Source organism: Pseudomonas sp. RW10S2, from assembly GCF_014268985.1.
Classification (GTDB): Bacteria; Pseudomonadota; Gammaproteobacteria; order Pseudomonadales; family Pseudomonadaceae; genus Aquipseudomonas; species Aquipseudomonas wayambapalatensis.
In genome coordinates, this window is sequence record NZ_JABWRO010000002.1 from 44,320 (window position 1) to 67,564 (window position 23,245).

Annotated in this window: 19 protein-coding genes; 2 read left to right on the plus strand and 17 right to left on the minus strand. The window is 63.5% G+C overall.

What is annotated here, in order from left to right; translation table 11 throughout:
- Nucleotides 1–64 precede the first annotated feature (64 nt).
- From HU729_RS00990 to leuC, 16 genes are all read right to left on the minus strand, one after another.
- Entirely contained in the window at nt 65–838 is a 774-nt protein-coding gene (locus tag HU729_RS00990; RefSeq protein ID WP_186707919.1) for an SDR family oxidoreductase, read from the minus strand.
- A complete protein-coding gene (locus tag HU729_RS00995; protein ID WP_186707921.1) occupies nt 835–2,046 on the minus strand; it encodes an O-succinylhomoserine sulfhydrylase in 1,212 nt (403 codons plus the stop codon). The genes HU729_RS00990 and HU729_RS00995 overlap by 4 nt, the downstream gene beginning before the upstream one ends.
- Before the next feature lie 25 nt (nt 2,047–2,071).
- Nucleotides 2,072–3,577, minus strand: a complete 1,506-nt coding sequence (purF, locus tag HU729_RS01000; RefSeq protein WP_186707923.1) for an amidophosphoribosyltransferase — start codon at nt 3,575–3,577, stop codon at nt 2,072–2,074.
- Nucleotides 3,578–3,619: 42 nt separating this feature from the next.
- On the minus strand, nt 3,620–4,174 hold the full coding sequence (locus tag HU729_RS01005; RefSeq protein WP_186666775.1) for a CvpA family protein: 555 nt from the start codon (nt 4,172–4,174) through the stop codon (nt 3,620–3,622).
- A 196-nt stretch (nt 4,175–4,370) separates the two neighbouring features.
- Nucleotides 4,371–5,048, minus strand: a complete 678-nt coding sequence (locus tag HU729_RS01010) for an SPOR domain-containing protein (RefSeq protein WP_186707925.1) — start codon at nt 5,046–5,048, stop codon at nt 4,371–4,373.
- Complete coding sequence (folC, locus tag HU729_RS01015; protein WP_186707927.1) at nt 5,032–6,339, minus strand: bifunctional tetrahydrofolate synthase/dihydrofolate synthase; 1,308 nt, start codon at nt 6,337–6,339, stop codon at nt 5,032–5,034. Before folC ends, HU729_RS01010 begins: the two co-directional genes overlap by 17 nt.
- On the minus strand, nt 6,339–7,232 hold the full coding sequence (accD, locus tag HU729_RS01020) for an acetyl-CoA carboxylase, carboxyltransferase subunit beta (protein WP_186707929.1): 894 nt from the start codon (nt 7,230–7,232) through the stop codon (nt 6,339–6,341). The genes folC and accD overlap by 1 nt, the downstream gene beginning before the upstream one ends.
- Nucleotides 7,233–7,484: 252 nt before the next feature.
- Nucleotides 7,485–8,105, minus strand: coding sequence for a phosphoribosylanthranilate isomerase (locus HU729_RS01025; RefSeq protein ID WP_186666778.1), 621 nt, complete (start codon nt 8,103–8,105; stop codon nt 7,485–7,487).
- A 60-nt stretch (nt 8,106–8,165) separates the two neighbouring features.
- Complete coding sequence (gene truA, locus HU729_RS01030) at nt 8,166–9,014, minus strand: tRNA pseudouridine(38-40) synthase TruA (RefSeq protein WP_346655279.1); 849 nt, start codon at nt 9,012–9,014, stop codon at nt 8,166–8,168.
- Between the two features lie 101 nt (nt 9,015–9,115).
- Complete coding sequence (locus HU729_RS01035; RefSeq protein WP_186707933.1) at nt 9,116–11,776, minus strand: FimV/HubP family polar landmark protein; 2,661 nt, start codon at nt 11,774–11,776, stop codon at nt 9,116–9,118.
- 72 nt (nt 11,777–11,848) lie between these two features.
- Complete coding sequence (locus HU729_RS01040; RefSeq protein ID WP_186707935.1) at nt 11,849–12,853, minus strand: aspartate-semialdehyde dehydrogenase; 1,005 nt, start codon at nt 12,851–12,853, stop codon at nt 11,849–11,851.
- A gap of 108 nt (nt 12,854–12,961) precedes the next feature.
- Entirely contained in the window at nt 12,962–14,074 is a 1,113-nt protein-coding gene (asd, locus tag HU729_RS01045; protein ID WP_186666781.1) for an aspartate-semialdehyde dehydrogenase, read from the minus strand.
- Nucleotides 14,075–14,138: 64 nt separating this feature from the next.
- Nucleotides 14,139–15,221 carry a 3-isopropylmalate dehydrogenase gene (gene leuB, locus HU729_RS01050; protein ID WP_186707937.1) on the minus strand — a complete coding sequence of 361 codons (1,083 nt, stop codon included), beginning with the start codon at nt 15,219–15,221 and terminating at the stop codon, nt 14,139–14,141.
- Nucleotides 15,222–15,273: 52 nt separating this feature from the next.
- Nucleotides 15,274–16,038: a class I SAM-dependent methyltransferase gene (locus tag HU729_RS01055; RefSeq protein WP_186666783.1), complete on the minus strand. Its 765-nt coding sequence runs from the start codon at nt 16,036–16,038 to the stop codon at nt 15,274–15,276.
- Nucleotides 16,039–16,181: 143 nt separating this feature from the next.
- The gene (leuD, locus tag HU729_RS01060) at nt 16,182–16,826 is read right to left on the minus strand and encodes a 3-isopropylmalate dehydratase small subunit (protein ID WP_186666784.1); all 645 of its coding nucleotides are present in this window, start codon (nt 16,824–16,826) and stop codon (nt 16,182–16,184) included.
- The gene (leuC, locus tag HU729_RS01065; RefSeq protein WP_125930420.1) at nt 16,823–18,256 is read right to left on the minus strand and encodes a 3-isopropylmalate dehydratase large subunit; all 1,434 of its coding nucleotides are present in this window, start codon (nt 18,254–18,256) and stop codon (nt 16,823–16,825) included. The genes leuD and leuC overlap by 4 nt, the downstream gene beginning before the upstream one ends.
- Before the next feature lie 131 nt (nt 18,257–18,387).
- On the opposite strand from leuC, the gene HU729_RS01070 reads away from it, so the two are divergent.
- Nucleotides 18,388–19,266 (plus strand): LysR family transcriptional regulator, encoded by an 879-nt coding sequence (locus HU729_RS01070; protein WP_186666785.1) that lies wholly within the window; start codon nt 18,388–18,390, stop codon nt 19,264–19,266.
- Between the two features lie 61 nt (nt 19,267–19,327).
- Entirely contained in the window at nt 19,328–22,624 is a 3,297-nt protein-coding gene (locus HU729_RS01075; protein ID WP_186666786.1) for a PAS domain S-box protein, read from the plus strand.
- A gap of 81 nt (nt 22,625–22,705) precedes the next feature.
- Here the strand turns inward: HU729_RS01075 and HU729_RS01080 are convergent, their stop codons facing one another.
- A complete protein-coding gene (locus HU729_RS01080; protein WP_186666787.1) occupies nt 22,706–23,149 on the minus strand; it encodes an Hsp20 family protein in 444 nt (147 codons plus the stop codon).
- Nucleotides 23,150–23,245 lie beyond the last annotated feature (96 nt).

A 23,245-nucleotide genomic window follows, 5' to 3' on the forward strand; every position in this document is an offset into this window, starting at 1 on the left:
AAAGCGCCAGAACGAAAAAGGAGCCTTGTCGGCTCCTTTGCTTTGCACAGCGGCAAGTGACGCGTCAGCTGTAGATCATCTTGCGGCTCATGCCGCCATCGACCACAAACTCCTGGCCGGTGACGAATCCAGCCTGACGCGACAACAGCCAGGCCACCAGTGCCGCAACATCCTCCACCGTCCCTACCCTGCCCGTTGGATGCTGGGCATGGTCGGCTTCGGTGAGGGGTTCAGCGCGGCGCTGGGACGGATCGCGCGCGTCGACCCAGCCAGGGCTGACGGCGTTGACCCGGATCTCCGGCCCCAGGCTCATCGCCAGGGCGTGAGTCAGTGCCAGCAGCCCGCCCTTGCTCGCGGCATAGGCCTCGGTGTCCGGCTCCGACTGACGTGCACGTGTGGAGGCCAGGTTGACGATCGCCCCGCCATGCGCGCGCAGGTAAGGCGCACAGTGCTTGGCCAACAGCATCGCGCCACTGAGGTTGACCGCCAATACACGATTCCATTGCGCAAGACTCAGGCTCTCAAGCGTATGGTTGTGCGGGTTGGCGATGGCCGCATTGCACACCAGCGCATCCAGACGCCCGAATTGGCCCAGCACCTGCGCCACACCAGCGCTGACCTGGGCCTCGTCGGAGACGTCCATGGCGATGAACAAGGCGTTGCTGCCCAGGGTCTTGGCAACCTTGGCACCGCGCTGGCGGTCCAGGTCACTCAACACCACCTGCCAACCTTCGCAGATCAGCCAGGCGGCGATGCCCAGGCCGATGCCGCGGGCGGCACCGGTTACCAAGGCCACCCGACCGTTATGGTCTGGCTCGCCACCTGTCCAGTCGATCACAGCGCTGCCAACCCACGCGCCAGGTCGGCCTGCAGATCGGCGACGTCCTCAAGCCCCACCGCAACACGAATCAGGCTGTCGCGGATGCCGGCCGCCTCACGCTCCTGCGGGCTCAGACGACCGTGGGAGGTGGTCGCCGGATGGGCGATGGTGGTCTTGCTGTCACCCAGGTTCGTGGTGATCGAAATCACCCGGGTGGCGTCGATAAAGCGCCAGGCGCCCTCTTTGCCGCCCTTGACCTCAAAGCTGACCACCGCGCCGAAGCCACTCATCTGGCGCTTGGCCAGTTCGTGTTGCGGGTGGCTTGGCAGGCCGGCGTAATGCACCTTCTCTACACCATCCTGCTGCTCCAGCCACTCAGCCAAGGCCTGCGCGCTCTCGCAGTGTGCACGCATGCGCAGCTTGAGGGTCTCCAGGCCCTTGGTGAAAATCCAGGCATTGAACGGGCTGAGGGTCGGCCCCGCGGTACGCAGAAAGCCCACCACTTCCTTCATCTGCTCGGCACGACCGGCAACCACACCGCCCATGCAACGACCCTGGCCGTCAATGAACTTGGTCGCGGAGTGGAAGACGATGTCGGCACCCAGCTTGAGTGGTTGCTGCAGCGCCGGAGTGCTGAAGCAGTTGTCCACCACCAGCATCGCGCCACCGGCATGGGCGATTTCGGCCAGTGCAGCGATATCCACCAGTTCTGCCAGCGGGTTGGACGGCGACTCGACGATCAGCAGCTTGGTGTTGGCCTTGAGGGCGTTCTTCCAACCGCTGAGATCGACCAGCGGCACATAGTCCACCTGCACGCCGAAGCGCTTGAAATACTTCTCGAACAGGCTGATGGTCGAGCCGAACACGCTCTGCGATACCAGCACGTGATCGCCAGCGCTGCACAGCGACATGACCACGGCGAGAATCGCCGCCATGCCGGTGGAAGTCGCCACGGCCTGCTCTGCGCCTTCCATGGCCGCCAGGCGCTCCTCGAAGGCACGCACGGTCGGGTTGGTGTAGCGCGAATAAACGTTGCCCGGCGTTTCGCCAGCAAACCGCGCAGCCGCATCGGCGGCCGTGCGGAAGACATAGCTGGAGGTCAGGAACAGTGCTTCGCTGTGCTCGCCCTCAGGCGTACGGTGCTGACCGGCACGCACTGCCAGGGTGTCGAAACCGACACCCTCCAGGTCGCTGTCCAGCCGTCCGGCATCCCATTGATCCGTCATGCCGTTACTCCTAAAAAGCCCAAAGTCAGTTGTTGTACAGGTCGATGATCGCGCTGACAGCCTGGGTCTTGACCTTGGCCGCATCGTTACGAGCCTGCTCGATACGTTCCAGATAGGCATCGTCGATGTCGCCGGTGACGTATTCACCGTTGAACACCGCGCAATCGAAGTGATCGATCTTGATCTTGCCACCACCGACCGATTCGATCAGGTCCGGCAGGTCCTGATAAATCAGCCAGTCGGCGCCAATCAACTCGGCCACCTGTTCGGTGGTACGGTTGTGGGCGATCAGTTCGTGAGCGCTCGGCATGTCGATGCCGTAGACGTTGGGGTAACGCACAGCCGGCGCCGCGGAGCAGAAGTAGACGTTCTTCGCGCCTGCCTCACGGGCCATCTGGATGATCTGCTTGCAGGTGGTACCACGCACGATCGAGTCGTCCACCAGCATCACGTTCTTGCCACGGAACTCGAGTTCGATGGCGTTGAGCTTCTGGCGTACGGACTTCTTGCGCGCAGCCTGGCCGGGCATGATGAAGGTACGGCCGATGTAGCGGTTCTTGACGAAGCCTTCGCGGAACTTCACACCCAGGTGGTTGGCCAGCTCCAGGGCCGCGGTGCGGCTGGTGTCCGGGATCGGGATGACCACGTCGATGTCGTGCTCGGGGCGCTCGCGACGGATCTTCTCGGCCAGCTTCTCGCCCATGCGCAGACGCGCCTTGTACACCGAGACGCCATCCATGATCGAGTCAGGACGGGCCAGGTAGACATGCTCGAAGATGCAGGGCTGCAGTTTCGGGTTGTTGGCACACTGCTTGGTGTACATCTGCCCTTCTTCGGTGATGTATACCGCTTCACCCGGCGCCAGGTCACGGATCAGGGTGAAGCCGAGGACGTCCAGGGCAACGCTTTCGGAGGCGATCATGTACTCGACGCCTTCGTCGGTGTGGCGCTGGCCGAACACCACCGGGCGAATCCCGTTGGGATCGCGGAAGCCGACGATGCCGTAGCCGGTGATCATCGCCACCACCGCATAGCCACCGACGCAGCGGCTGTGCACGTGAGAGACCGCCGCGAACACGTCTTCCTCGGTCGGCTGCAGCTTGCCGCGTACAGCCAGCTCATGGGCGAACACGTTGAGCAGCACTTCCGAGTCGGAATTGGTGTTGACGTGACGCAGGTCGGACTCGTAGATCTCCTTGGCCAACTGCTCGACGTTGGTCAGGTTGCCGTTGTGCGCAAGGGTGATGCCATATGGCGAGTTGACGTAGAACGGCTGGGCCTCGGCCGAGGTGGAGCTGCCCGCGGTCGGGTAGCGCACATGGCCGATGCCCATGTGGCCGACCAGGCGCTGCATGTGGCGCTGCTGGAAGACGTCGCGCACCAGGCCATTATCCTTGCGCAGGAACAACCGGCCGTCATGGCTGGTAACGATACCGGCAGCGTCCTGGCCGCGGTGCTGGAGGACCGTTAGCGCGTCATACAGCGCCTGATTGACGTTCGACTTACCGACGATACCGACGATGCCACACATGCGACGCAACCCCTACTTTGACGAAACTTGAGTGAAAAGCGCTCAGGGCCGGGATGGACCGAGCAGCTGTTCCTTGAACGGAAGATCAACTGGAGAGCTGATCCCACTGGACATCCACTGACCGGCAAAACCGAGAATCAGGTTCTTCGACCAGTCAGCGACCAATAGAAATTGTGGTATCAGGCGTGATTCCTGCCACCACGGATCCTGTTGTACCGGGCCCAGGCTGAGCAGCCCGACGGCCACCACCACCAGCAAGGCCCCGCGCGCGGCGCCGAACGCCATGCCGAGGAAACGATCGGTGCCGGACAGCCCGGTCACGCGGATCAGCTCGCCGACGAGGAAGTTGATCATCGCCCCCACCAACAGGGTGGCGACGAAAAGAATGGTACACCCGGCGATGATTCGTGCCGACGGTGTCTGGATATAGCTCTCCAGGTACTGCGACAGCGACCCGCCGAACATCCAGGCGACCGCGCCGGCAATGATCCAGATGAGCAAGGACAAGGCTTCCTTGACGAAGCCGCGCTTGAGACTGATCAGTGAGGAAACGGCGACGACCGCAATGATCGCCCAATCAACCCAGGTAAATGCCACGGTGCTGCCTGCAGACGTTTGAGGCGGCGCATTTTAACAGAGCGAAGGGCTTGGGGTAAGCGGAATGTCACGTCGCTGAAGGCCTGCAGCCTGACTTCCAGGACAACTTTGCCGCATTCGCGAAGGATGGAATCCGAACGAAAAACGGCCCTGCCCGACCTGCATCAATGCGCAGATCGGGCAGGGCCGTCCGGATTCAGCCTCGTTCCGGCTGGAAACGAACCACGATACCCTTGAGATTCTGCTGGCGGTTGATCACATCACGCACACGCTCGGCTTCAGCGCGGTCGATCAGCGGACCGACGAACACCCGATTCATCCCGTCAGCCGAACGGATGTAGGCGTTGTAGCCCTGACTGCGCAGGGTCTTCTGCAGGTTATCGGCCCCAGCGCGGTTGGACAGGCTGGCCAGTTGGATCGACCAACTTACCGGCAGGCCGTTGGCGTCGATCTTCGACGCTGCCGCCGGCTTGCTTGCACTGGCGGTGGCAGCAGGTGCCGGAGTGGCAGGCTGCACCGGGCGCGTTTCAACTTTAGCGGCAGGCGCTGGCGGCTTGACCACCGGCACCTGGGCGACCTGCGAAGGCGACGGAGTGATCGGCTGGCTTGGCGCGCTGACCGGCGCAGTGGACTCATCGACCACCACCGGCGCTTGCTCCGAGGGATCGGGCAGCGCCTGGGGCTCCGGCACCTGCACAGGCTCCACCTTGACCTCAGGCAGGCTTGCCATGGCCGGCGCCTGGGGCGCCTCGACACGCACCTGGCGCATCTCGTCCTCGCGGGTGAACAGCATCGGCAGGAAGATCACCGCCAGCGCCACCAGCACCAGCGCACCGACCATGCGCTGCTTCATCCCTTTATCCAGCACTGCCATCTACTCCATCCTCCGGGGCCTGCCGCTCGAGCCATTCCAAGGCTTGGCCGACGCAGAAAAACGAACCGAACAGCAGGATCTGGTCATCCGCCGTTGCCTGTGCACACTGCCCTTCGAGGGCTGCGGCGACACTGGCATAAGACTTCACCGTAGCACCTTCGTTCGTCAAGGCGGTGGCCAGTTCGGCAGCGGTGCGGCTGCGCGGGGTGTCCAGAGGGGTTACCGCCCAGTCGTCGACCAAGCCCTGCAATGGCGCGATCACGCCTTCCAGGTCCTTGTCTGCGAGCAGGCCGAAAACCGCCAGGCGACGCCCCTTCAGCGGGCGTGCAGCCAGGCGGCGAGCCAGGTACTCGGCGGCATGCGGGTTGTGCCCGACATCCAGCAGCAGCTCCACCGCCTTGCCCTGCCAGGTCAACTGGCGACGGTCCAGGCGACCGGTAATGCGGGTATCGAGCAATGCCTGGCGAACTTGCGCTGCCTGCCACGGCAAACCCATCAGCAGATAGGCCTGCAGTGCCAGGGCAGCGTTTTCCATGGGCAGGTCGAGCAGCGGCAGGTCATGCAGCTCCACCGACTGACCATCGGTCGCAGTACCACGCCAGCTCCAGCGGCCTTCAGCGCTGCCAAGGTCGAACTCACGCCCACGCAGGAACAGCGGCGCAGCCAGTTCGGCGGCCTTGTCCAGCAGCGGCTGCGGTGGGTCCAGGTCGCCGCACAGCGCCGGCTTGCCCGCACGGAAGATGCCAGCCTTCTCGAAGGCCACCAGTTCGCGGGTATCACCCAGGTAATCGACATGGTCGACACCGATGCTGGTCACCAGCGCCAGGTCGGCATCCACCACGTTCACGGTGTCCAGACGGCCACCAAGGCCCACTTCGAGCACCACGGCATCGAGCTGCGACTGCTGGAACAGCCAGAACGCCGCCAACGTACCCATCTCGAAGTAGGTAAGGGAAATCTCGCCCCGCACCGCCTCGACGGCGGCGAAGGCTTCGCACAGTCGCTCATCGCTGGCTTCGACGCCATCGATCAGCACCCTTTCGTTGTAACGCAACAGGTGCGGCGAGCTGTACACGCCGACCTTCAGCCCCTGGGCACGCAGCAGCGAGGCGACGAACGCGCAGGTCGAGCCCTTGCCGTTGGTGCCGGTAACCGTCACCACCCGCGGCGCCAGCCGACCGAGCGCGAGGCGCGCCAGCACCTGCTGCGAACGCTCCAGGCCCATGTCGATGGCCGAAGGGTGCAACTGCTCGAGGTATGCGAGCCACTCGCCCAGAGTACGCTGGCTCATCACGCGACGACGGCCGCTTCTTTCGCCTGCTCGGGGGTCGGTTGGCCGGTCATCTGGGCCAACAGGCGGGCCAGGCGTGGACGCAGCTCATGACGGGAGATGATCAGGTCGATGGCGCCGTGCTCCAGCAGGAACTCGCTGCGCTGGAAGCCCTCTGGCAGTTTTTCGCGCACGGTCTGCTCGATCACACGCGGGCCGGCAAAGCCGATCAACGCCTTCGGTTCGCCAACGATGACATCGCCCAGCATCGCGAGGCTGGCGGATACACCACCATAGACCGGGTCGGTCAGCACCGAGATGAACGGGATGCCCTCTTCACGCAGGCGCGCCAGCACCGCCGAGGTCTTGGCCATCTGCATCAGCGAGATCAGCGCTTCCTGCATGCGCGCACCGCCGGAGGCGGAGAAACAGATCATCGGGCAACGGTTTTCCAGGGCGTAGTTGGCTGCGCGCACAAAGCGCTCGCCGACGATGGCACCCATCGAACCACCCATGAAGGAGAACTCGAAGGCGCTGACCACGATCGGCATGCCCATGAGGGTACCGCTGACCGAGACCAGCGCGTCCTTCTCGCCAGTCTGCTTCTGGGCAGCGGTCAGGCGATCCTTGTACTTCTTGCCATCACGGAACTTCAGGCGATCGACCGGTTCCAGGTCGGCACCCAGCTCGGCGCGGCCTTCGGCATCGAGGAAGATGTCGATACGCTCACGGGCGCCGATACGCATGTGATGGTTGCACTTGGGGCAGACGTCGAGTGTTTTTTCCAGCTCCGGACGATACAGCACGGCTTCGCAAGCCGGGCACTTGTGCCACAGGCCTTCCGGCACCGAGCTCTTCTTCACCTCGGAACGCATGATCGAAGGGATCAGTTTGTCTACCAACCAGTTGCTCATGCTCTATTCTCCCGTTTTGGCCGCTGGCGGGCTTGCTGTCGCCTGCCCTGCCCCGACCCTTGAGCTCAAATTCGTGTTCGAAACGACGATGGACCGGTCACGGGGACCACCCGCGCACCACTGCACCTTCAACCTGTACGCCGACGCCCCTGGCGTCGCGTGTTCTGATGACCAGCCCCACGGGGCCAGCCGGGCAGCACCGGGCTGCGATAGCTATGGACGATGGCACGCCGCCAACCGTCACATCCACCGTCACGCCGCGCGGACCGCGCGCATGAAGGCTTCGATCTTGCTGGCATCCTTGATGCCCTTGGCCTGCTCGACGCCGCCACTGACGTCCACCGCATAGGGTCGAACCTGGGCAATGGCCTGGCCGACGTTGTCCGCCGACAACCCGCCCGCGAGGATGATCGGCTTGCTCAGGCGCTTCGGCACCAGCGACCAATCGAAGGCTTCGCCAGTCCCCCCCGGCACGCCGGCCACGTAGGTGTCCAGGAGAATGCCACGGGCGCCGGAGTACTGCTGGCAGGCAGCCTCGATATCATCCCCGGGGCGCACTCGCAGGGCCTTGATCCACGGGCGATGATAGCCTCCGCAATCAGCGGGGGTTTCGTCGCCGTGGAACTGTAGCAGGTCCAGTGGAACCACCTCGAGGATCTCGTTCAGCTCACAGCGTGACGCGTTGACGAACAGCCCCACCGTGGTCACGAAGGGCGGCAACTGCTCGATGATCGCCCGCGCCTGGCGCACATCCACCGCGCGCGGGCTCTTGGCATAGAAGACGAAGCCAATGGCATCGGCACCGGCCTCGACGGCGGCCAGCGCATCTTCGATGCGGGTAATCCCGCAGATCTTGGTGCGGACGTTGCTCATGGACGACGAACCTTGAGTGATCGGTGAAGGGCCGGATGTTAGCAAATGACGTTTCGCCCGTCAGTCTGCCAACGCCTCGTAGCCTGTAAGAAAGTGTGGGCCGATGTAACGCTGCGGCAGGGCGAACTCTTCCGGATACTCCACCTGCACCAGGTACAGGCCGTAAGGGTGCGCCGTCACGCCCCCCTCCCGACGGTTGCGCCCCTCGAGCACCTCACGGGCCCACTCCACAGGGCGCTCGCCAGCACCGATGGTCATGAGCACACCAGCGATATTGCGCACCATGTGATGCAGGAAGGCCGTGGCACGTACATCGAGCACGATCATCCGACCATGGCGGGTAACACGCAGGTGGTGGATATGCTTGATCGGCGACTTGGCCTGGCACTGGCTGGCCCTGAACGCGCTGAAGTCATGGGTGCCGAGCAAGTATTCGGCGGCCTCGGCCATCGCCGCGACATCCAGCGGGCGGTGATTCCAGGTCACCTCTTCGGCCAGGTGCGCCGGACGGATCGGATCGTTGTAGATGACGTAGCGGTAACGCCGGGCGGTGGCCTTGAACCGCGCATGGAAGTGCGCAGGCATCGTCCGCGCCCAGGCCACGCTGATGTCATGGGGCAGGTTGAAGTTGGTGCCCAGGGTCCAGGCACGCTCGTCACGCACTGCACGGGTATCGAAGTGCACCACCTGGCCGCAGCCGTGAACGCCTGCGTCGGTGCGCCCGGCGCACATGACACTGATCGGCGAGTCGGCGACCTTCGACAATGCCTGCTCCAGCGCCTGCTGGACACTGGGCACGCCGCTGGCCTGGCGTTGCCAGCCGCGGTAGCGCGAACCTTTGTATTCCACGCCCAGGGCGATGCGCGAGTACCCTTCAGCCGCCGATTCGGCCGTGTCGATGTCGTTGATGTCCAAGAAAGCCAAACCTGTGGATGAAACGAAAAGGTGGCCATTATAACGACAACGGCAGCCCTCAGGGCTGCCGTTGTCCGATCAGGGCCAGCTACGCGTCAGACCAGACGCGACAGCATGTCCTGCGCCTCCTGGCGCTGACCGTCGTCGCCATCCTTGACCACCTCGTCGAGGATATCCCGGGCGCCCTGGTGATCGCCCATGTCGATGTAGGCGCGAGCCAGGTCGAGCTTGGTGGCCACTTCGTCGGTGCCGGAGAAGAAGTCGAAGTCCAGGTCATCCAGGGCTCCAGGCTCGAGCGCCGCATCCTCGGCAGTGAAGTGCGGCTCCAGCGACGGCGATGCCAGGCTCTGCGACAACTTGTCGAGCTCGGCGTTGACGTCACTGAGCTCCGAGGCGAAGTGCTTGTCGGCCGGCGATTCGTCATCCAGCGACAACGACAGGTCGAAGTCGTCCGGCAGCTCGAGCTCGGAAATCGGGTCGAATTCCGGAATCTCGTCGAAGGCAGCCAGCTCGGCAGCGACATCCACGGGCGCCTCCGGCTCGGCAGCAGGCGGCGCGGCTACCGCAGACTCACCGACATCCAGATCGAAGTCCGCCAGATCATCCAGGCTTTGTGGCTCGGATTGCGCCTGAGCCTGCGCCAGCAACGCTTCGAAATCGTCGTCGGCATCACTCTCGGCGACCGGCTCGGGCTGAATCGCCGGCTCAGCCACGACCTCGAGCGCTTGCGTCGCCTCAGGTGCATCCAGCACCGGGGCATCGAGCGGGTCGTCGAGCGTCAGGTCATCGTCCAGACTCAGGTCGAACGCGCTGTCCAGATCGTCCGTGGCGGTGGCGGTCACGTCGTCGAGGTCCGGCACGCTGTCCAGCTCAGGCTCAGGCTCGGGCGCCACCGCTACCGCTTCGTCGACAACCGGCTCGGGCTCTGCGGCAGGTGCAGCCTCGTGCTCCTGAAGCAGCTCCTGCACATACTGCTCGTCCATCTCCGCCGCCAGCGCAGCCGCGCCGAGCCCTGCCACCGCTGCAACACCGAGCATGGCCGGATAACGCTGCTTGAGCCCCTCGACTTCGCCCTGGTTCTCAGGTGTACCGGGCAACTGACGCTCCTGGCCGGCGAACGCGTCCTGATCACCTTGGCGGGCGTAGACTTCCATCAGTTTCAGGCGCAGGTCGCTGCGCTGCGGCTCAGCAGCCACCACCGGCTCCAGCAGAGTCGCGGCGTGGTTCAAGCGCCCCTTGGCGACACTCTCGTCGACCTCGGCCAACAGCGCCGCGTGCGGATCGGCATCAGCCGGAGCGCTGGCAACGACTGGTTTTTCCGCCGCAGCCGCGGCTGCAGCAGAGGCCGCCACCACGGCAGGCGCCAAGGTCACGCTCGGCGCCGAGACATCCAGCCCATCGAAACTGCTGGGCGGCAGGTCCAGATCCGGACCGCGCTCACCTTCCTCGGCCAGGGCCCGCGCCATGCGCAGGTGCTTCTCTGCTTCCTGCTGGGCCTTGCGCTTGCGCGCCAGAAGCAGCAACAGGAGCAGCAACACGAGGAAGGCCGAGCCCGCCAACAGCGCCAGCAGCAGCGGGTTGCCCAGCAGTTCGTCGAGTACGCTCGGCTGCTGCTCTGGCGCCGCCGCTGCTTGCGGCGCAGTATCCGCCGCTGCTGGCGGTGGCGTGACCGCAGGTTCGCCAGGCGCCAGCTGGGCGTTGACCACCGGCTCGACCGGCGGCGTCGCGGCTACAGGCGCTGCCGGCTCGGCGGCACCTTGCGCCTCGAGACGCGCCAGTTGGTCGTTCTTCAATTCGATCAGACGCTGCAGCTTGTCCAGCTGGCTCTGCAGGTCGGTCATCCGGCTCTTGAGTTCTTCGTTGTCGCGGCGGCTGGTATCCAGGCTTTCCTGGGCCACGGCCAGCTTGTCGCTGAGGGCCTTGGCACTACCGGCACCCGCCTGGGTGCCGGGCGCAACCAGCCGCAGGTTATCGCCCTGGGCGATACGTGCAGGCGCGGCTTCGGCGGCACCTCGACGGGTAGCGTCCAACTGCCGCGCACGCGGCCCCAGGCGCCGACCTTCGCGCCAGGCCGCGTACTGCTCGGAAACCTCGCGGATCGCCTCGCCCTGGGCGATGCTGCGGATCTGCTGCTGGTCAGGAAGACGCAGGACCTGAGCGGTCTTGAGCTGGTTGATGTTGTTGCCGATGAAGGCATCGGGATTCAGGGCCTGGATCGCCAGCATGGTCTGCTGGATCGAACCGCCGTGGGTGTTGCGCGCAGCGATCTGCCAGAGCGTGTCGCGCTGGCGCGTGGTGTAGCTGGCGGCGCTCACCGCCGGGCTGATGGTGCCCTGGGCAGGCTTGGCGTTGGCCTGTTGCGGCTTGTCGAGCGCCACGTTGTAGTCACGCAACAGCCGCCCTTGGGGCCACATCACCTGAACCAGGAACTTGACCACCGGCTCCGGCAGCGGCTTGCTGGATGTCACGCGCAACACGCTGCGACCGTTGGGGTTGATCACCGGCGTGAACGTCAGGTCTTCCAGATAGGCGGGCAGCGTCACCCCAGCCTTGGCGAACTCCTCGGGAGGGGCCAGGCTCGGCGCCACTTCGGCGGCGGTGAGGTCGCGCACATCGAGCAACTCGATCTCGGCATCCAGCGGCTGGTTCTGCGCCGACTTGAGGGTCAACTCCCCCAGGCCAAGGGCATTGGCCATGCCGGACGACAGCGCCGAGGCGGCCGCGATGGCCAGAACCAGTTTGCGAATTCGAAGCATGACCTCTTCCCTTGTATGAATCGTCCTAAAAACCTGCCAGTGGTGTAGGACAAAATTGCTGGCCAGTATCTTTTACGCCATTTTTTTTATCAACAATTGCGCCAATTGTACGGCGTTGAGCGCCGCACCCTTGCGCACGTTGTCGGTGGTCAGCCACAGGTTGAGTTGCTGATCCTCATCGACGCCATGGCGTACACGACCAACATAGACCACGTCTTGGCCCACTGCGTCACCGACAGGGGTCGGATAATCGTCATTTTCCACACGCTCGACGCTGACAGCGGCATCCAGCGCCTGGTTGACCGACTGCAGATCGACCGGCTGACGGCTCTGCACCGCCACACTGAAGCTATCGCCGAAAAACACCGGGACTTGAACGCAACTCACGGAAATCTTCAGTTCAGGCAGCCCCAGCAGCACGCGCAGTTCGCTGACTAGGCGACGCTCCAGCGTTGCATGCCCCTGCTCATCGGTGGCACCCACCTGCGCCAGCAGGTTGAACGCCACCTGGCGATCGAAGAAACGCGGCTCCAACGGGCGGGCGTTGAGCAGCTCGGCCGTCTGCCGCGCCAGCTCGTTCACCGCCTCGCGCCCCTGGGACGAGATGGCCAGGCAGGCCATCACCTGGACCCGCTCGATATCCAGCACCCCCTTGAGCGGTGCCAACGCGACAGCCAGAGCAACAGCGGCGCTGCTTGGGCTGGCCAGCAAGGCTGGCAATGCAAGGCTGTCCACGACCTCGCCATTGGCCTCCGGCACCAGCGCCAGCGCGTCATCCAGCCCGCCCGACAGATCGATCACCGAGCAGCCGGCCTCGCGTGCCTTCTGCGCAAAACTGCGGCTGACGGCAGCACCTGCTGCGAAGAACGCCAGCTTGACCTGGGCGAAGTCGAAGCTGTCCACCTCACGCACTCGCACCTTCTTGCCGGCGAACATCACACTGCTGCCCGCCGACTCCATGCTGGCCAGCAGGTGCAGGGTCGCGACCGGGAACTCCAGCTCCTCGAGAATCTGCACGAGGGTCTCACCGACGCTGCCGGTGGCGCCGACAACGGCGATATCTAGGGGTTGGCTCATGGTTTGGCTCCTTCTGCGGGTACGGCGGGAGCGGCACTTTACTTGATTGCCGCACAAACAAAAAACCCGCGCTGTCTCCAGCACGGGTTTTCGCTCAGCTTGAGGCGATCAACGCTCCAGCAGAATCCGCAACATGCGACGCAGTGGCTCGGCAGCGCCCCACAGCAGTTGGTCGCCGACAGTGAAGGCCCCCAGGTACTGGGAACCCATGTTCAGCTTGCGCAGACGACCGACCGGAATGTTCAGGGTACCGGTCACGTTGGTCGGACTCAGTTCCTGCATGCTGATCTCGCGCTGGTTCGGCACCAGCTTCACCCAGGGGTTGTGCTGGCTGATCATGCCTTCGATATCGGCGATCGGCACGTCCTTGTTGAGCTTGATGGTCAGGGCCTGGCTGTGGCAGCGCATGGCGCCGATACGTACGCAGATGCCATCGACCGGAATCGGGCTCTTGAAGCGGCCGAGGATCTTGTTGGTCTCGGCCTGCGCCTTCCACTCCTCACGGCTCTGCCCGTTCGGCAGTTCCTTGTCGATCCACGGGATCAGGCTGCCGGCCAGCGGCACGCCGAAGTTCTCGGTCGGGTAGGCTTCGCTGCGCATGGCTTCGGCAACCTTGCGATCGATGTCGAGGATCGCGCTGGCCGGGTTGGCCAGATCGTCGGCCACCGCGGCATGGGTCGCCCCCATCTGCTTGATCAGCTCGCGCATGTTCTGCGCACCAGCACCGGAGGCCGCCTGGTAAGTCATGGCGCTCATCCACTCGACCAGGCCGGCTTCGAACAGCCCGCCCAGGCCCATCAGCATCAGGCTGACGGTGCAGTTGCCGCCGATATAGTTCTTGGTGCCAGCGTCCAGCTGCTGGTCGATGACCCTGCGGTTGACCGGGTCGAGGATGATGACCGCATCATCCTGCATGCGCAGGGACGAGGCGGCGTCGATCCAGTACCCCTGCCAGCCGGCTTCGCGCAGCTTGGGGAAGACCTCGTTGGTGTAGTCGCCGCCCTGGCAAGTCAGGATCACGTCGAGGGTCTTGAGCTCTTCGATCGAATAAGCGTCCTTGAGCGGAGCAATATCCTTGCCCACGTTCGGGCCTTGGCCACCCACGTTGGAGGTGGTGAAGAACACCGGCTCGATAAGGTCGAAGTCCTGCTCCTCCAGCATCCGCTGCATGAGCACGGAACCGACCATACCGCGCCAACCGATCAGACCTACACGTTTCATCGCAACTACACCTTTGCTAAAAAGTGGGCCGCCATCGAAGGGAAACGATGGCGGGCCAGAGAGATTACAGATTCCGCAGCGCTGCGACTACTGCGTCGCCCATTTCCTGCGTACCGACCTTGGTGCAACCGGCCGACCAGATGTCGCCGGTACGCAGCCCCTGATCCAGCACCCGGCTCACAGCCTGCTCGATCGCCTCGGCAGCGGCCTGCTGGTTAAAGCTGTAACGCAGCATCATCGACACCGAGAGGATGGTCGCCAGCGGGTTGGCGATGCCCTGGCCTGCGATGTCAGGCGCCGAGCCGTGGCATGGCTCGTACATGCCCTTGTTGTCGGCATCCAGCGAAGCAGAAGGCAGCATGCCGATGGAACCGGTCAGCATGGAAGCCTCATCCGACAGAATGTCACCGAACATGTTGTCGGTCACCACCACGTCGAACTGCTTGGGTGCTCGCACCAGCTGCATCGCGGCGTTGTCGACATACATGTGGCTCAGTTCGACGTCCGGGTAGTCCTTGGCCACGTCTTCGACCACTTCACGCCACAGCTGGCTGGAAGCCAGGACGTTGGCCTTGTCCACCGAGCACAGTTTCTTGCCGCGCACGCGAGCCATGTCGAAGCCCACACGGGCGATGCGGCGCACTTCACTCTCGCTGTAGGGCAGGGTGTCATAGGCCTGGCGCTCGCCGCCTTCGAGTTCGCGCTGGCCGCGCGGAGCACCGAAGTAGATGCCACCGGTCAGTTCGCGGACGATGAGGATGTCCAGCCCGGAGACGATCTCGGGCTTGAGCGACGAAGCGTCAGCCAGTTGCGGATAGAGGATCGCCGGACGCAGGTTGGCAAACAGGCCCAGTTGCGAACGAATCTTCAGCAGACCGCGCTCAGGACGGATATCACGCTCGATCTTGTCCCACTTCGGCCCGCCGACGGCGCCGAGCAGCACGGCATCGGCCTTGCGCGCGCGCTCCAGGGTTTCGTCAGCCAGCGGTACGCCGTGCTTGTCGATGGCCGCACCACCGATCACGTCGTGCTCCAGGGCGAAGCCCAGGCCGAACTTGTCGTTGGCCAGTTCCAGCACCTTGACCGCCTCGGCCATGATTTCCGGACCGATGCCATCACCTGGGAGAATCAGAATCTGCTTGCTCATGCTTTCCTCTATTCATTCAAACAGCGCGGCCCGTTCAGCCACGCCGAAAACTCTATCGCTCGGCCCACAGCACCAGGACATCGGTGCTGAAGGAGCCATCGGCTTCGATCTGGTAATACTGTCGCACTTCCTCGCCCATCGCCTGCTGCAACTGGCGAATGGCCACACGCATCGGTTCTGGGGTTCGCATGCGCTCCACCCAGGATGCGAACTCCAGACGCAGGCGCTGACGGCTATGGCTGCGCGTGAACAGCCCTGCCTCACTGACCTGGCGCTGCCACTGGGCGGCAGAATAATCACGCACGTGGCTGGTGTCGCGCAGCACCTCGACGCTTTGCAGGTAGGTGTCGAGCAATGGGCTGCCCGGCGACATGACATCGACGAATGCCGCCACGCCACCGGGCTTGAGCACCCGTCGCACTTCACGCAGGGCCAGGCCCAGGTCGCTCCAGTGATGTGCCGAATAGCGGCTGAAGACGAAGTCGAACGATGCGTCGGCGAACGGCAGACGCTCGGCGGCGCCGCGCTCGGTGACGATATTGCCCAGCCCACGCTCGCTGGCGGCCTTGGCAACCACGTCAAGCATCGACTGGGAAAGATCGTATGCCACCACTTCGGCCACCAGTGGGGCCACGTGAAAACTGACATGACCAGCGCCACAGCCCAAGTCCAGCACGCGAGCAGCGCCCTGCCCTTGCAGCTCGGCCTGCAGCAGGGCGAACTCGCTGCCCTGGGCATGCACGGTGCTGCTGAGGTAGGCGCTGGCCTGCTCGCCGAACTGGCGCTGGACTACTTCGGTGTGGCTGGTACCCGTCATGATTGAATCCTTTTGGTTTTATTGCCTGTACCGGCCTCTTCGCGGGCAAGCCCGCTCCCACTAATACAGCATTGCCTCAGGCCTTGTGATATCTGTAGGAGCGGGCTTGCCCGCGAAGAGGCCGGTACTGTCACCTACCTGCTTCAGGCATCCCGGAACAGCCAGGGCTGCGCGGCGCGGTGCTTGCCTTCGAAGGCCTTGATCGCGTCGCTGTCCTGCAAGGTCAGACCGATGTCGTCCAGGCCGTTGAGCAGGCAGTGCTTGCGGAACGCATCGATCTCGAAGTGCAGCACCTTGCCATCTGGACGGGTGACAGCCTGCGCCTGCAAGTCGATGGTCAGCTGGTAGCCCGGGTTGGCTTCGACCTGCTTGAACAACTCATCCACTTCCTCATCGCTGAGGATGATCGGCAGCAGGCCGTTCTTGAAGCTGTTGTTGAAGAAGATGTCGGCAAAGCTCGGCGCAATGATGCTGCGGAAACCGTACTCGTCCAGCGCCCAAGGTGCGTGCTCGCGGCTGGAGCCGCAACCGAAGTTCTCCCGCGCCAGCAACACGCTGGCACCTTGGTAGCGTTCGTGGTTGAGCACGAACTCCTTGTTCACCGGGCGCTTGCTGTTGTCTTGGTAGGGCTGGCCCACGTCCAGGTAGCGCCACTCGTCGAACAGGTTGGGGCCGAAGCCGGTACGCTTGATCGACTTGAGAAACTGCTTGGGGATGATCTGGTCGGTGTCGACGTTGGCACGATCCAACGGCGCGACGAGGCCGGTGTGCTGGGTAAAGGCTTTCATGCTGCGCTCCCTTGGATCAACTCGCGGACATCGATGAAGTGGCCAGTTACCGCAGCGGCGGCGGCCATGGCCGGGCTGACCAGGTGGGTACGACCACCGGCACCCTGACGGCCTTCGAAGTTGCGATTGGACGTCGAGGCGCAATGCTCGCCGCTTTCCAGGCGGTCCGGGTTCATCGCCAGGCACATGGAGCAACCTGGTTCACGCCACTCGAAGCCCGCCTCGAGGAAGATCTTGTCCAAGCCCTCACGCTCGGCCTGGGCCTTGACCAGACCCGAGCCCGGCACGACGATGGCCTGCTTGACGGTAGCGGCAACCTTGCGGCCCTTGGCGATGTCCGCCGCAGCGCGCAGGTCTTCGATCCGCGAGTTGGTGCAGGAGCCGATGAACACGCGGTCCAGCTGGATATCAGTGATCGCCTGGTTGGCAGTAAGGCCCATGTACTTGAGCGCGCGCTCGATCGAACCACGCTTGATCAGATCGGCCTCGGCGGCCGGATCCGGCACGCGCTGGTCGACGGCGAGCACCATTTCCGGGGAAGTGCCCCAGCTGACCTGCGGCTTGATCTGTGCAGCGTCGAGTTCGACCACGGTGTCGAACACGGCATCATCGTCGGAGACCAGGTCTTTCCAGGCTTCGACGGCACGTTTCCAGTCCTCGCCCTTGGGCGCATACGGACGGCCCTCGACATAGGCAACGGTGGTCGCATCGGTAGCCACCAGCCCGACACGGGCCCCGGCTTCGATGGACATGTTGCAGATGGTCATGCGGCCTTCCATCGACAGCTCGCGGATGGCGCTGCCGGCGAACTCCATGGCGTGGCCATTGCCACCGGCAGTACCGATCTTGCCGATGACGGCAAGCACGATATCCTTCGCGGTGACGCCGACCGGCAACTGGCCTTCGACGCGTACCAACATGTTCTTCATCTTCTTGGCAACCAGGCACTGGGTGGCGAGCACGTGCTCGACCTCGGAGGTGCCGATGCCATGGGCCAAGGCCCCGAAGGCGCCGTGGGTCGAGGTGTGCGAGTCACCGCAGACTACGGTCATGCCCGGCAAGGTGGCGCCCTGCTCCGGGCTGATGACGTGGACGATGCCCTGGCGCTCGTCGTTCATCTTGAATTCGACGATGCCGTATTCGTCACAGTTCTCGTCCAGGGTCTGCACCTGCAGGCGCGACACTTGGTCGACGATGGCCTCGATACCGCCCTTGCGCTCTGGCGTGGTCGGCACGTTGTGGTCGGGCGTGGCGATGTTGGCGTCGATGCGCCATGGCTTGCGATTGGCCAGGCGCAGGCCTTCGAAAGCTTGCGGCGAAGTCACTTCATGGATGATGTGACGATCGATATAGATCAAGGACGAGCCATCGTCGCGCCGTTTGACTTCGTGCGCATCCCAGAGTTTGTCGTAGAGCGTTTTGCCAGCCATCAGACTGTTCCTCATCAGCGTCTTTCTATGCCAATAACCCCTTGGCTTGTACGGACGATGCTATGGGGTTAGATTGAATAACTCAAATTCATAATTTTTATACTTTGGATAACCAATAGGAATCCGAGCACATGGATCTCGCCAACCTCAGCGCCTTCATCGCCATCGCCGAAACCGGAAGTTTTTCCGGCGCCGGTGAGCGCCTCCACCTGACCCAGCCTGCCGTCAGCAAACGCATCGCCGGCCTGGAGCAGCAACTGGATGTACGCCTGTTCGATCGCCTGGGCCGTGAGGTCACCTTGACCGAAGCCGGCCGAGCTCTGCTGCCTCGCGCCTATCAGATCCTCAATGTACTGGATGATACGCGCCGCGCCCTGACCAATTTGACAGGAGAAGTTACCGGGCGCCTGACCCTGGCCACCAGCCATCATATCGGCCTGCACCGCCTGCCCCCGCTGCTGAGGGCTTTCACCCGACAGTACCCTTCCGTGGCACTGGATATTCAGTTCCTAGATTCAGAAACGGCCTACGACGAAGTTCTCCATGGCCGCGCGGAAATCGCAGTGATCACCCTGGCCCCCGAGCCCCATCACCTGGTCCGGGCCGTTCCAGTGTGGGATGACGCCCTGGATTTCGTAGCGGCCCCGGAGCACGCCCTGGCCCTTGATGGAGATGTCAGCTTGGCCGATATCGCCCGCCACCCCGCCGTGTTCCCCGGCGGCAACACCTTTACCCATCACATCGTGCAGCGCTTGTTCGAGAGTCAGGGCCTGACGCCGAACATCGCCATGAGCACCAACTACCTGGAGACCATCAAGATGATGGTTTCCATCGGCCTCGCGTGGAGCGTGCTGCCACGTACTATGCTCGATGAACAGGTTGCACCCATCGCCTTGCCCGGCATACAGCTGTCGCGCCAGCTAGGCTACATTTTGCATACGGAACGAACGCTGTCGAATGCGGCAAAGGCGTTCATGGCATTGCTCGACAGCCACTCAGGGTCCGCCTGACCGTCCATCAGCCAGGCATTTCACTTACAAGGACGCTTCATCCGCCAAAGGTCTGGTACCGATGCCCAAATCAGCAAACCGCTTTCCGCGCCTGCCGCGCATTCCTGCGGTCGACCCCCAGGAGTCCGAGCAGGCCTGGCAGAATGCTCCGCAATTGCTGGCGGCGCTGAATGGCGCACGCCTGGGCGCCTGGCTGTGGGATATCGAAACCGGCCGGGTGAGTTGGTCGCGAGGCACGCAGGCGTTGTTCGGTTTCGACCCCTTGCGCCCGCTACCCGCGGACATCGACTACCTGGACCTGTTGCCGGAGGAAGATCGCACCCGCACCCGCCAGTTGTTCCACGCCGTGGTCAATGGCGAGCCCGTGGAGCAGGCCATGCGTCATCGCATCCGCTGGCCGGACGGCAGCCTGCACTGGCTGGAAATCAATGGCAGCCTCACCCATGATCGCCATGGCCGTCCGCAGATGATCGGGGTGATCCGCGAGATCACTCGCCAGCGTGATCGCGAAACCGCATTGATCAACTCGGAAAAGCGTTTTGCCACCCTCTTCCACCTCAGCCCCAATGCCATCCTGCTGACCCGCCGCAACGATGGCATGATCTTCGAGGTCAACCAGCACTTCGAGGACATGTTCGGCTGGCCCGGCGCCCAGGTCGTCGGCAAGACCAGCGTGGAACTCGGCCTCTGGGTTCACCCCGAGCAGCGACAGCAAGTACTGGAGGCCACCCGCAGCAGTGGTAGCCCGGTGATCATGGAAGTCCAGTTCCGCGCCACCAGCGGCAACATCCACGATGGCATCCTCTGCACCCAGGGTATCGAGCTCGAAGGCATCACCTACCTGATCAGCACCTTTGTCGACACCACCGAGCGCAAGCGGGCCGAACAGGCACTCAAGGACAGCCAGGAGCGCCTGGACCTGGCCCTGGACTCGGCGCAGTTGGGTACCTGGGACTGGCACATTCCCAGCGGCATGCTCTATGGCTCCGCGCGCGCCGCGCAACTGCACGGCCTTGACCCGGTGCCCTTCCATGAGTCCTTCGACGCCTTCTTCGAAGGCGTGCCCGAGGAAGAACGCAGCGTCATGCGTCAAGCCTACCGTAGCCTGCGCGAAGGGCCGGCCGGCAACTACCAGATCACCTATCGCGTCCAGCTGGAGAACGGCGCATCGCGCTATATCGAAAGCCGTGCGCGGCTTTATCGCGACGAACATGGCAACCCACTGCGCATGGCCGGCACCTTGCTGGACATCACCGACCAGGTCGAGCGCGAGCAACGCCTGAGCGCCTCGGAAGAGAAGTTCGCCAGCCTGTTCCAGGTCAGCCCCGACCCGATCTGCGTCACTCACCAGGATACGGGCCAGTTCATCGAGATCAATCCAGCCTTCACCCAGACCTTCGGCTGGGAGGCCGAACAGGTCATCGGGCGCAGCGCCGAGCAGATCGGCCTGTGGGCCGAGTCGTCCGAGCGCGCCCAGCGTATCGAACGGGTGATCCGCGAGCAGGCCTTGAGCAATGTCGCGGTCGTGGTCAACCACCGCAATGGCTCACCGCTCACCTGCGTGATCTCCAGCCGTCTGATCACGGTAGACAGCCAACCCTGCAGCGTCACCACGCTACGTGACATCACCCAGCAACAGCGCGCCGAAGCGGCACTCAAGGCCAGCGAGGAGAAGTTCGCCAAAGCCTTCCACTCGAGCCCCGACGCCATCACCATCACCGAACGGCACAGTGGCCGCTATGTCGAGGTCAACGACGGCTTCTGCCGCCTGACCGGATACAGCAGCAGCGAGGTGGTGGGCCGCACCGTTTTCGAACTGGGCATCTGGGCCGACGACAAGCAACGAGCGGCCTTGCTTGCCGAACTCGGGGAGCGTGGCCGGGTACACCACCGGGAAATGCTCGGGCGCAACAAGCGCGGAGACATCCTGACCGTCGAGGTGTCCGTCGAGCCGATCAGCCTCAATGAAACCGACTGCCTGCTGCTGACCGCCCGCGATGTCAGCCAGTTGAAGAACGCACAGGCGCAGATCCGTCACCTGGCCTACCACGATCCGCTGACCAACCTGCCCAACCGTGCCCTGCTGATGGACCGGCTCAGCCAGCAGATCGCCCTGCTCAAGCGTCACAACTTGCGCGGCGCCCTGCTGTTCCTCGACCTGGACCACTTCAAGCACATCAACGACTCCCTGGGCCACCCCGTCGGCGACACGGTATTGAAGATCATCACTGCCCGCCTCGAAGCCAGCGTACGCCTGGAAGACACCGTGGCACGCCTGGGCGGCGACGAATTCGTGGTCCTGCTCAGCGGTCTCGAGGGAAGTCGCGAGCACGTCGAGGGCAAGGTTCGCGAGTTGGCCGACACCCTGCGCGAGCTGCTGGCCGAACCCATGTCGCTGGATGGCCAGCGCCTGCAGGTGACGCCCAGCATCGGCGTGGCACTGATTCCCGACCATGGCGCCACCCCGGCCGACTTGCTCAAGCGTGCAGACATCGCCCTTTACCGGGCCAAGGATTCCGGGCGCAATACCACCCAGCTGTTCCACACCACCATGCAGAAAGCGGCCAGCGAGCGCCTGCGCATGGAAAACGACCTGCGCCTGGCACTGGCGCGTGGCGAACTGGCCCTGCACTTCCAGCCCCAGGTGGACGCCCGCGACAACCGCATCGTCGGCGCCGAAGTGCTCTTGCGCTGGCACCATCCGCAACTTGGCCAGCAAGCGCCCTCACAGTTCATCCAGGTACTCGAGGAAAGCGGCCTGATACTCGAGGTGGGCAGCTGGATCCTCGACGAAGCCTGCGACGCCTGCGCGCGCATGCTCGAGGATGGGCTGATCAGTGCCGACGATTTCAGCCTCTGCGTGAATATCAGCCCCAGGCAATTCCGCCAGAATGATTTCGTCGAGCGGGTACTACGCAGCCTCGACGACTATCGCCTGCCCAGGCGCATGCTCAAACTGGAGATCACCGAGGGCATCGTCATCCAGAACCTGGAAGACACCATCAACAAGATGCGCGAACTCAAACGCTACGGGGTGAGCTTCGCCATGGATGATTTCGGCACGGGCTATTCGTCGCTGACCTACCTCAAGCGCCTGCCGGTGGATGCGCTGAAGATCGACCAGACCTTCGTGCGTGACGCGCCCAACGACCCCAATGATGCCGAGATCGTTCGCGCCATCGTGGCCATGGCGCGCAGCCTGGAACTGGCGGTGATCGCAGAAGGTGTCGAACTGACAGAGCAACTGGAGTTTCTCGAGCGCCAGGGCTGCTACCTGTACCAGGGCTACCTGCACAGCCGGCCGCTACCCTTGCCGGAGTTTCGCCAGATCTTGCAGGAAACCCCTGCAGACTATTGATAGCGCACGCCCCACAGGAGGGCGGTGTCACAGAAATGCGAAAGGGCACCCTAGGGTGCCCTTCCATTCACTTCACTGCATTCAATTCAGTGCAGCCTTTTCACCATTGATCGGAATACGCTTGGCCTTGGCTTCTTCCGGCACGACGCGCAGCAGGTCGATGCTGAGCAGGCCGTTAGCCAGACCGGCGGCTTTTACTTCGATGTGATCCGCCAGGCGGAACGACAGCTTGAAAGCACGCTGGGCGATACCCTGATGCAGATAGGTGACTTCGGCAGCGCCATTTTCGCGCTTGCCACCGGTAACGGTCAGGACGCCTTTTTCGACCTGAAGGTCGAGATCCTGCTCCTGGAAGCCGGCTGCAGCAACCACGATGCGATAGTGGTCATCGCCATGCTTTTCGACGTTGTAGGGCGGGTAGCTGCTACCGGCCTCATTACGTGCCGCGGATTCGAACAGGTCATTGAAACGATCGAAACCTACGGAATGGCGGAACAGTGGTGCGAGGGAGAAAGCGGTAGTCATGGTCATAAACTCCTGAGATTCAGCAAGTAAGTCACTACGCGACCCGACTTCGGCATCGCGTACTCAAGAGATAAGGTCAGGCAACGGACTTTCAAG

Coding starts and splice junctions, on each gene's coding strand:
- asd (WP_186666781.1), bottom strand. CDS start 14,074: ATGAAACGTGTAGGTCTGATCGGTTGGCGCGGTATGGTCGGTTCCGTG.
- HU729_RS01040 (WP_186707935.1), bottom strand. CDS start 12,853: ATGAGCCAACCCCTAGATATCGCCGTTGTCGGCGCCACCGGCAGCGTC.
- HU729_RS01055 (WP_186666783.1), bottom strand. CDS start 16,038: ATGACGGGTACCAGCCACACCGAAGTAGTCCAGCGCCAGTTCGGCGAG.
- leuD (WP_186666784.1), bottom strand. CDS start 16,826: ATGAAAGCCTTTACCCAGCACACCGGCCTCGTCGCGCCGTTGGATCGT.
- folC (WP_186707927.1), bottom strand. CDS start 6,339: ATGAGCCAGCGTACTCTGGGCGAGTGGCTCGCATACCTCGAGCAGTTG.
- purF (WP_186707923.1), bottom strand. CDS start 3,577: ATGTGTGGCATCGTCGGTATCGTCGGTAAGTCGAACGTCAATCAGGCG.
- HU729_RS01025 (WP_186666778.1), bottom strand. CDS start 8,105: ATGAGCAACGTCCGCACCAAGATCTGCGGGATTACCCGCATCGAAGAT.
- HU729_RS01070 (WP_186666785.1), top strand. CDS start 18,388: ATGGATCTCGCCAACCTCAGCGCCTTCATCGCCATCGCCGAAACCGGA.
- HU729_RS00995 (WP_186707921.1), bottom strand. CDS start 2,046: ATGACGGATCAATGGGATGCCGGACGGCTGGACAGCGACCTGGAGGGT.
- HU729_RS01010 (WP_186707925.1), bottom strand. CDS start 5,048: ATGGCAGTGCTGGATAAAGGGATGAAGCAGCGCATGGTCGGTGCGCTG.
- accD (WP_186707929.1), bottom strand. CDS start 7,232: ATGAGCAACTGGTTGGTAGACAAACTGATCCCTTCGATCATGCGTTCC.
- HU729_RS01075 (WP_186666786.1), top strand. CDS start 19,328: ATGCCCAAATCAGCAAACCGCTTTCCGCGCCTGCCGCGCATTCCTGCG.
- leuC (WP_125930420.1), bottom strand. CDS start 18,256: ATGGCTGGCAAAACGCTCTACGACAAACTCTGGGATGCGCACGAAGTC.
- leuB (WP_186707937.1), bottom strand. CDS start 15,221: ATGAGCAAGCAGATTCTGATTCTCCCAGGTGATGGCATCGGTCCGGAA.
- HU729_RS01080 (WP_186666787.1), bottom strand. CDS start 23,149: ATGACTACCGCTTTCTCCCTCGCACCACTGTTCCGCCATTCCGTAGGT.
- HU729_RS01035 (WP_186707933.1), bottom strand. CDS start 11,776: ATGCTTCGAATTCGCAAACTGGTTCTGGCCATCGCGGCCGCCTCGGCG.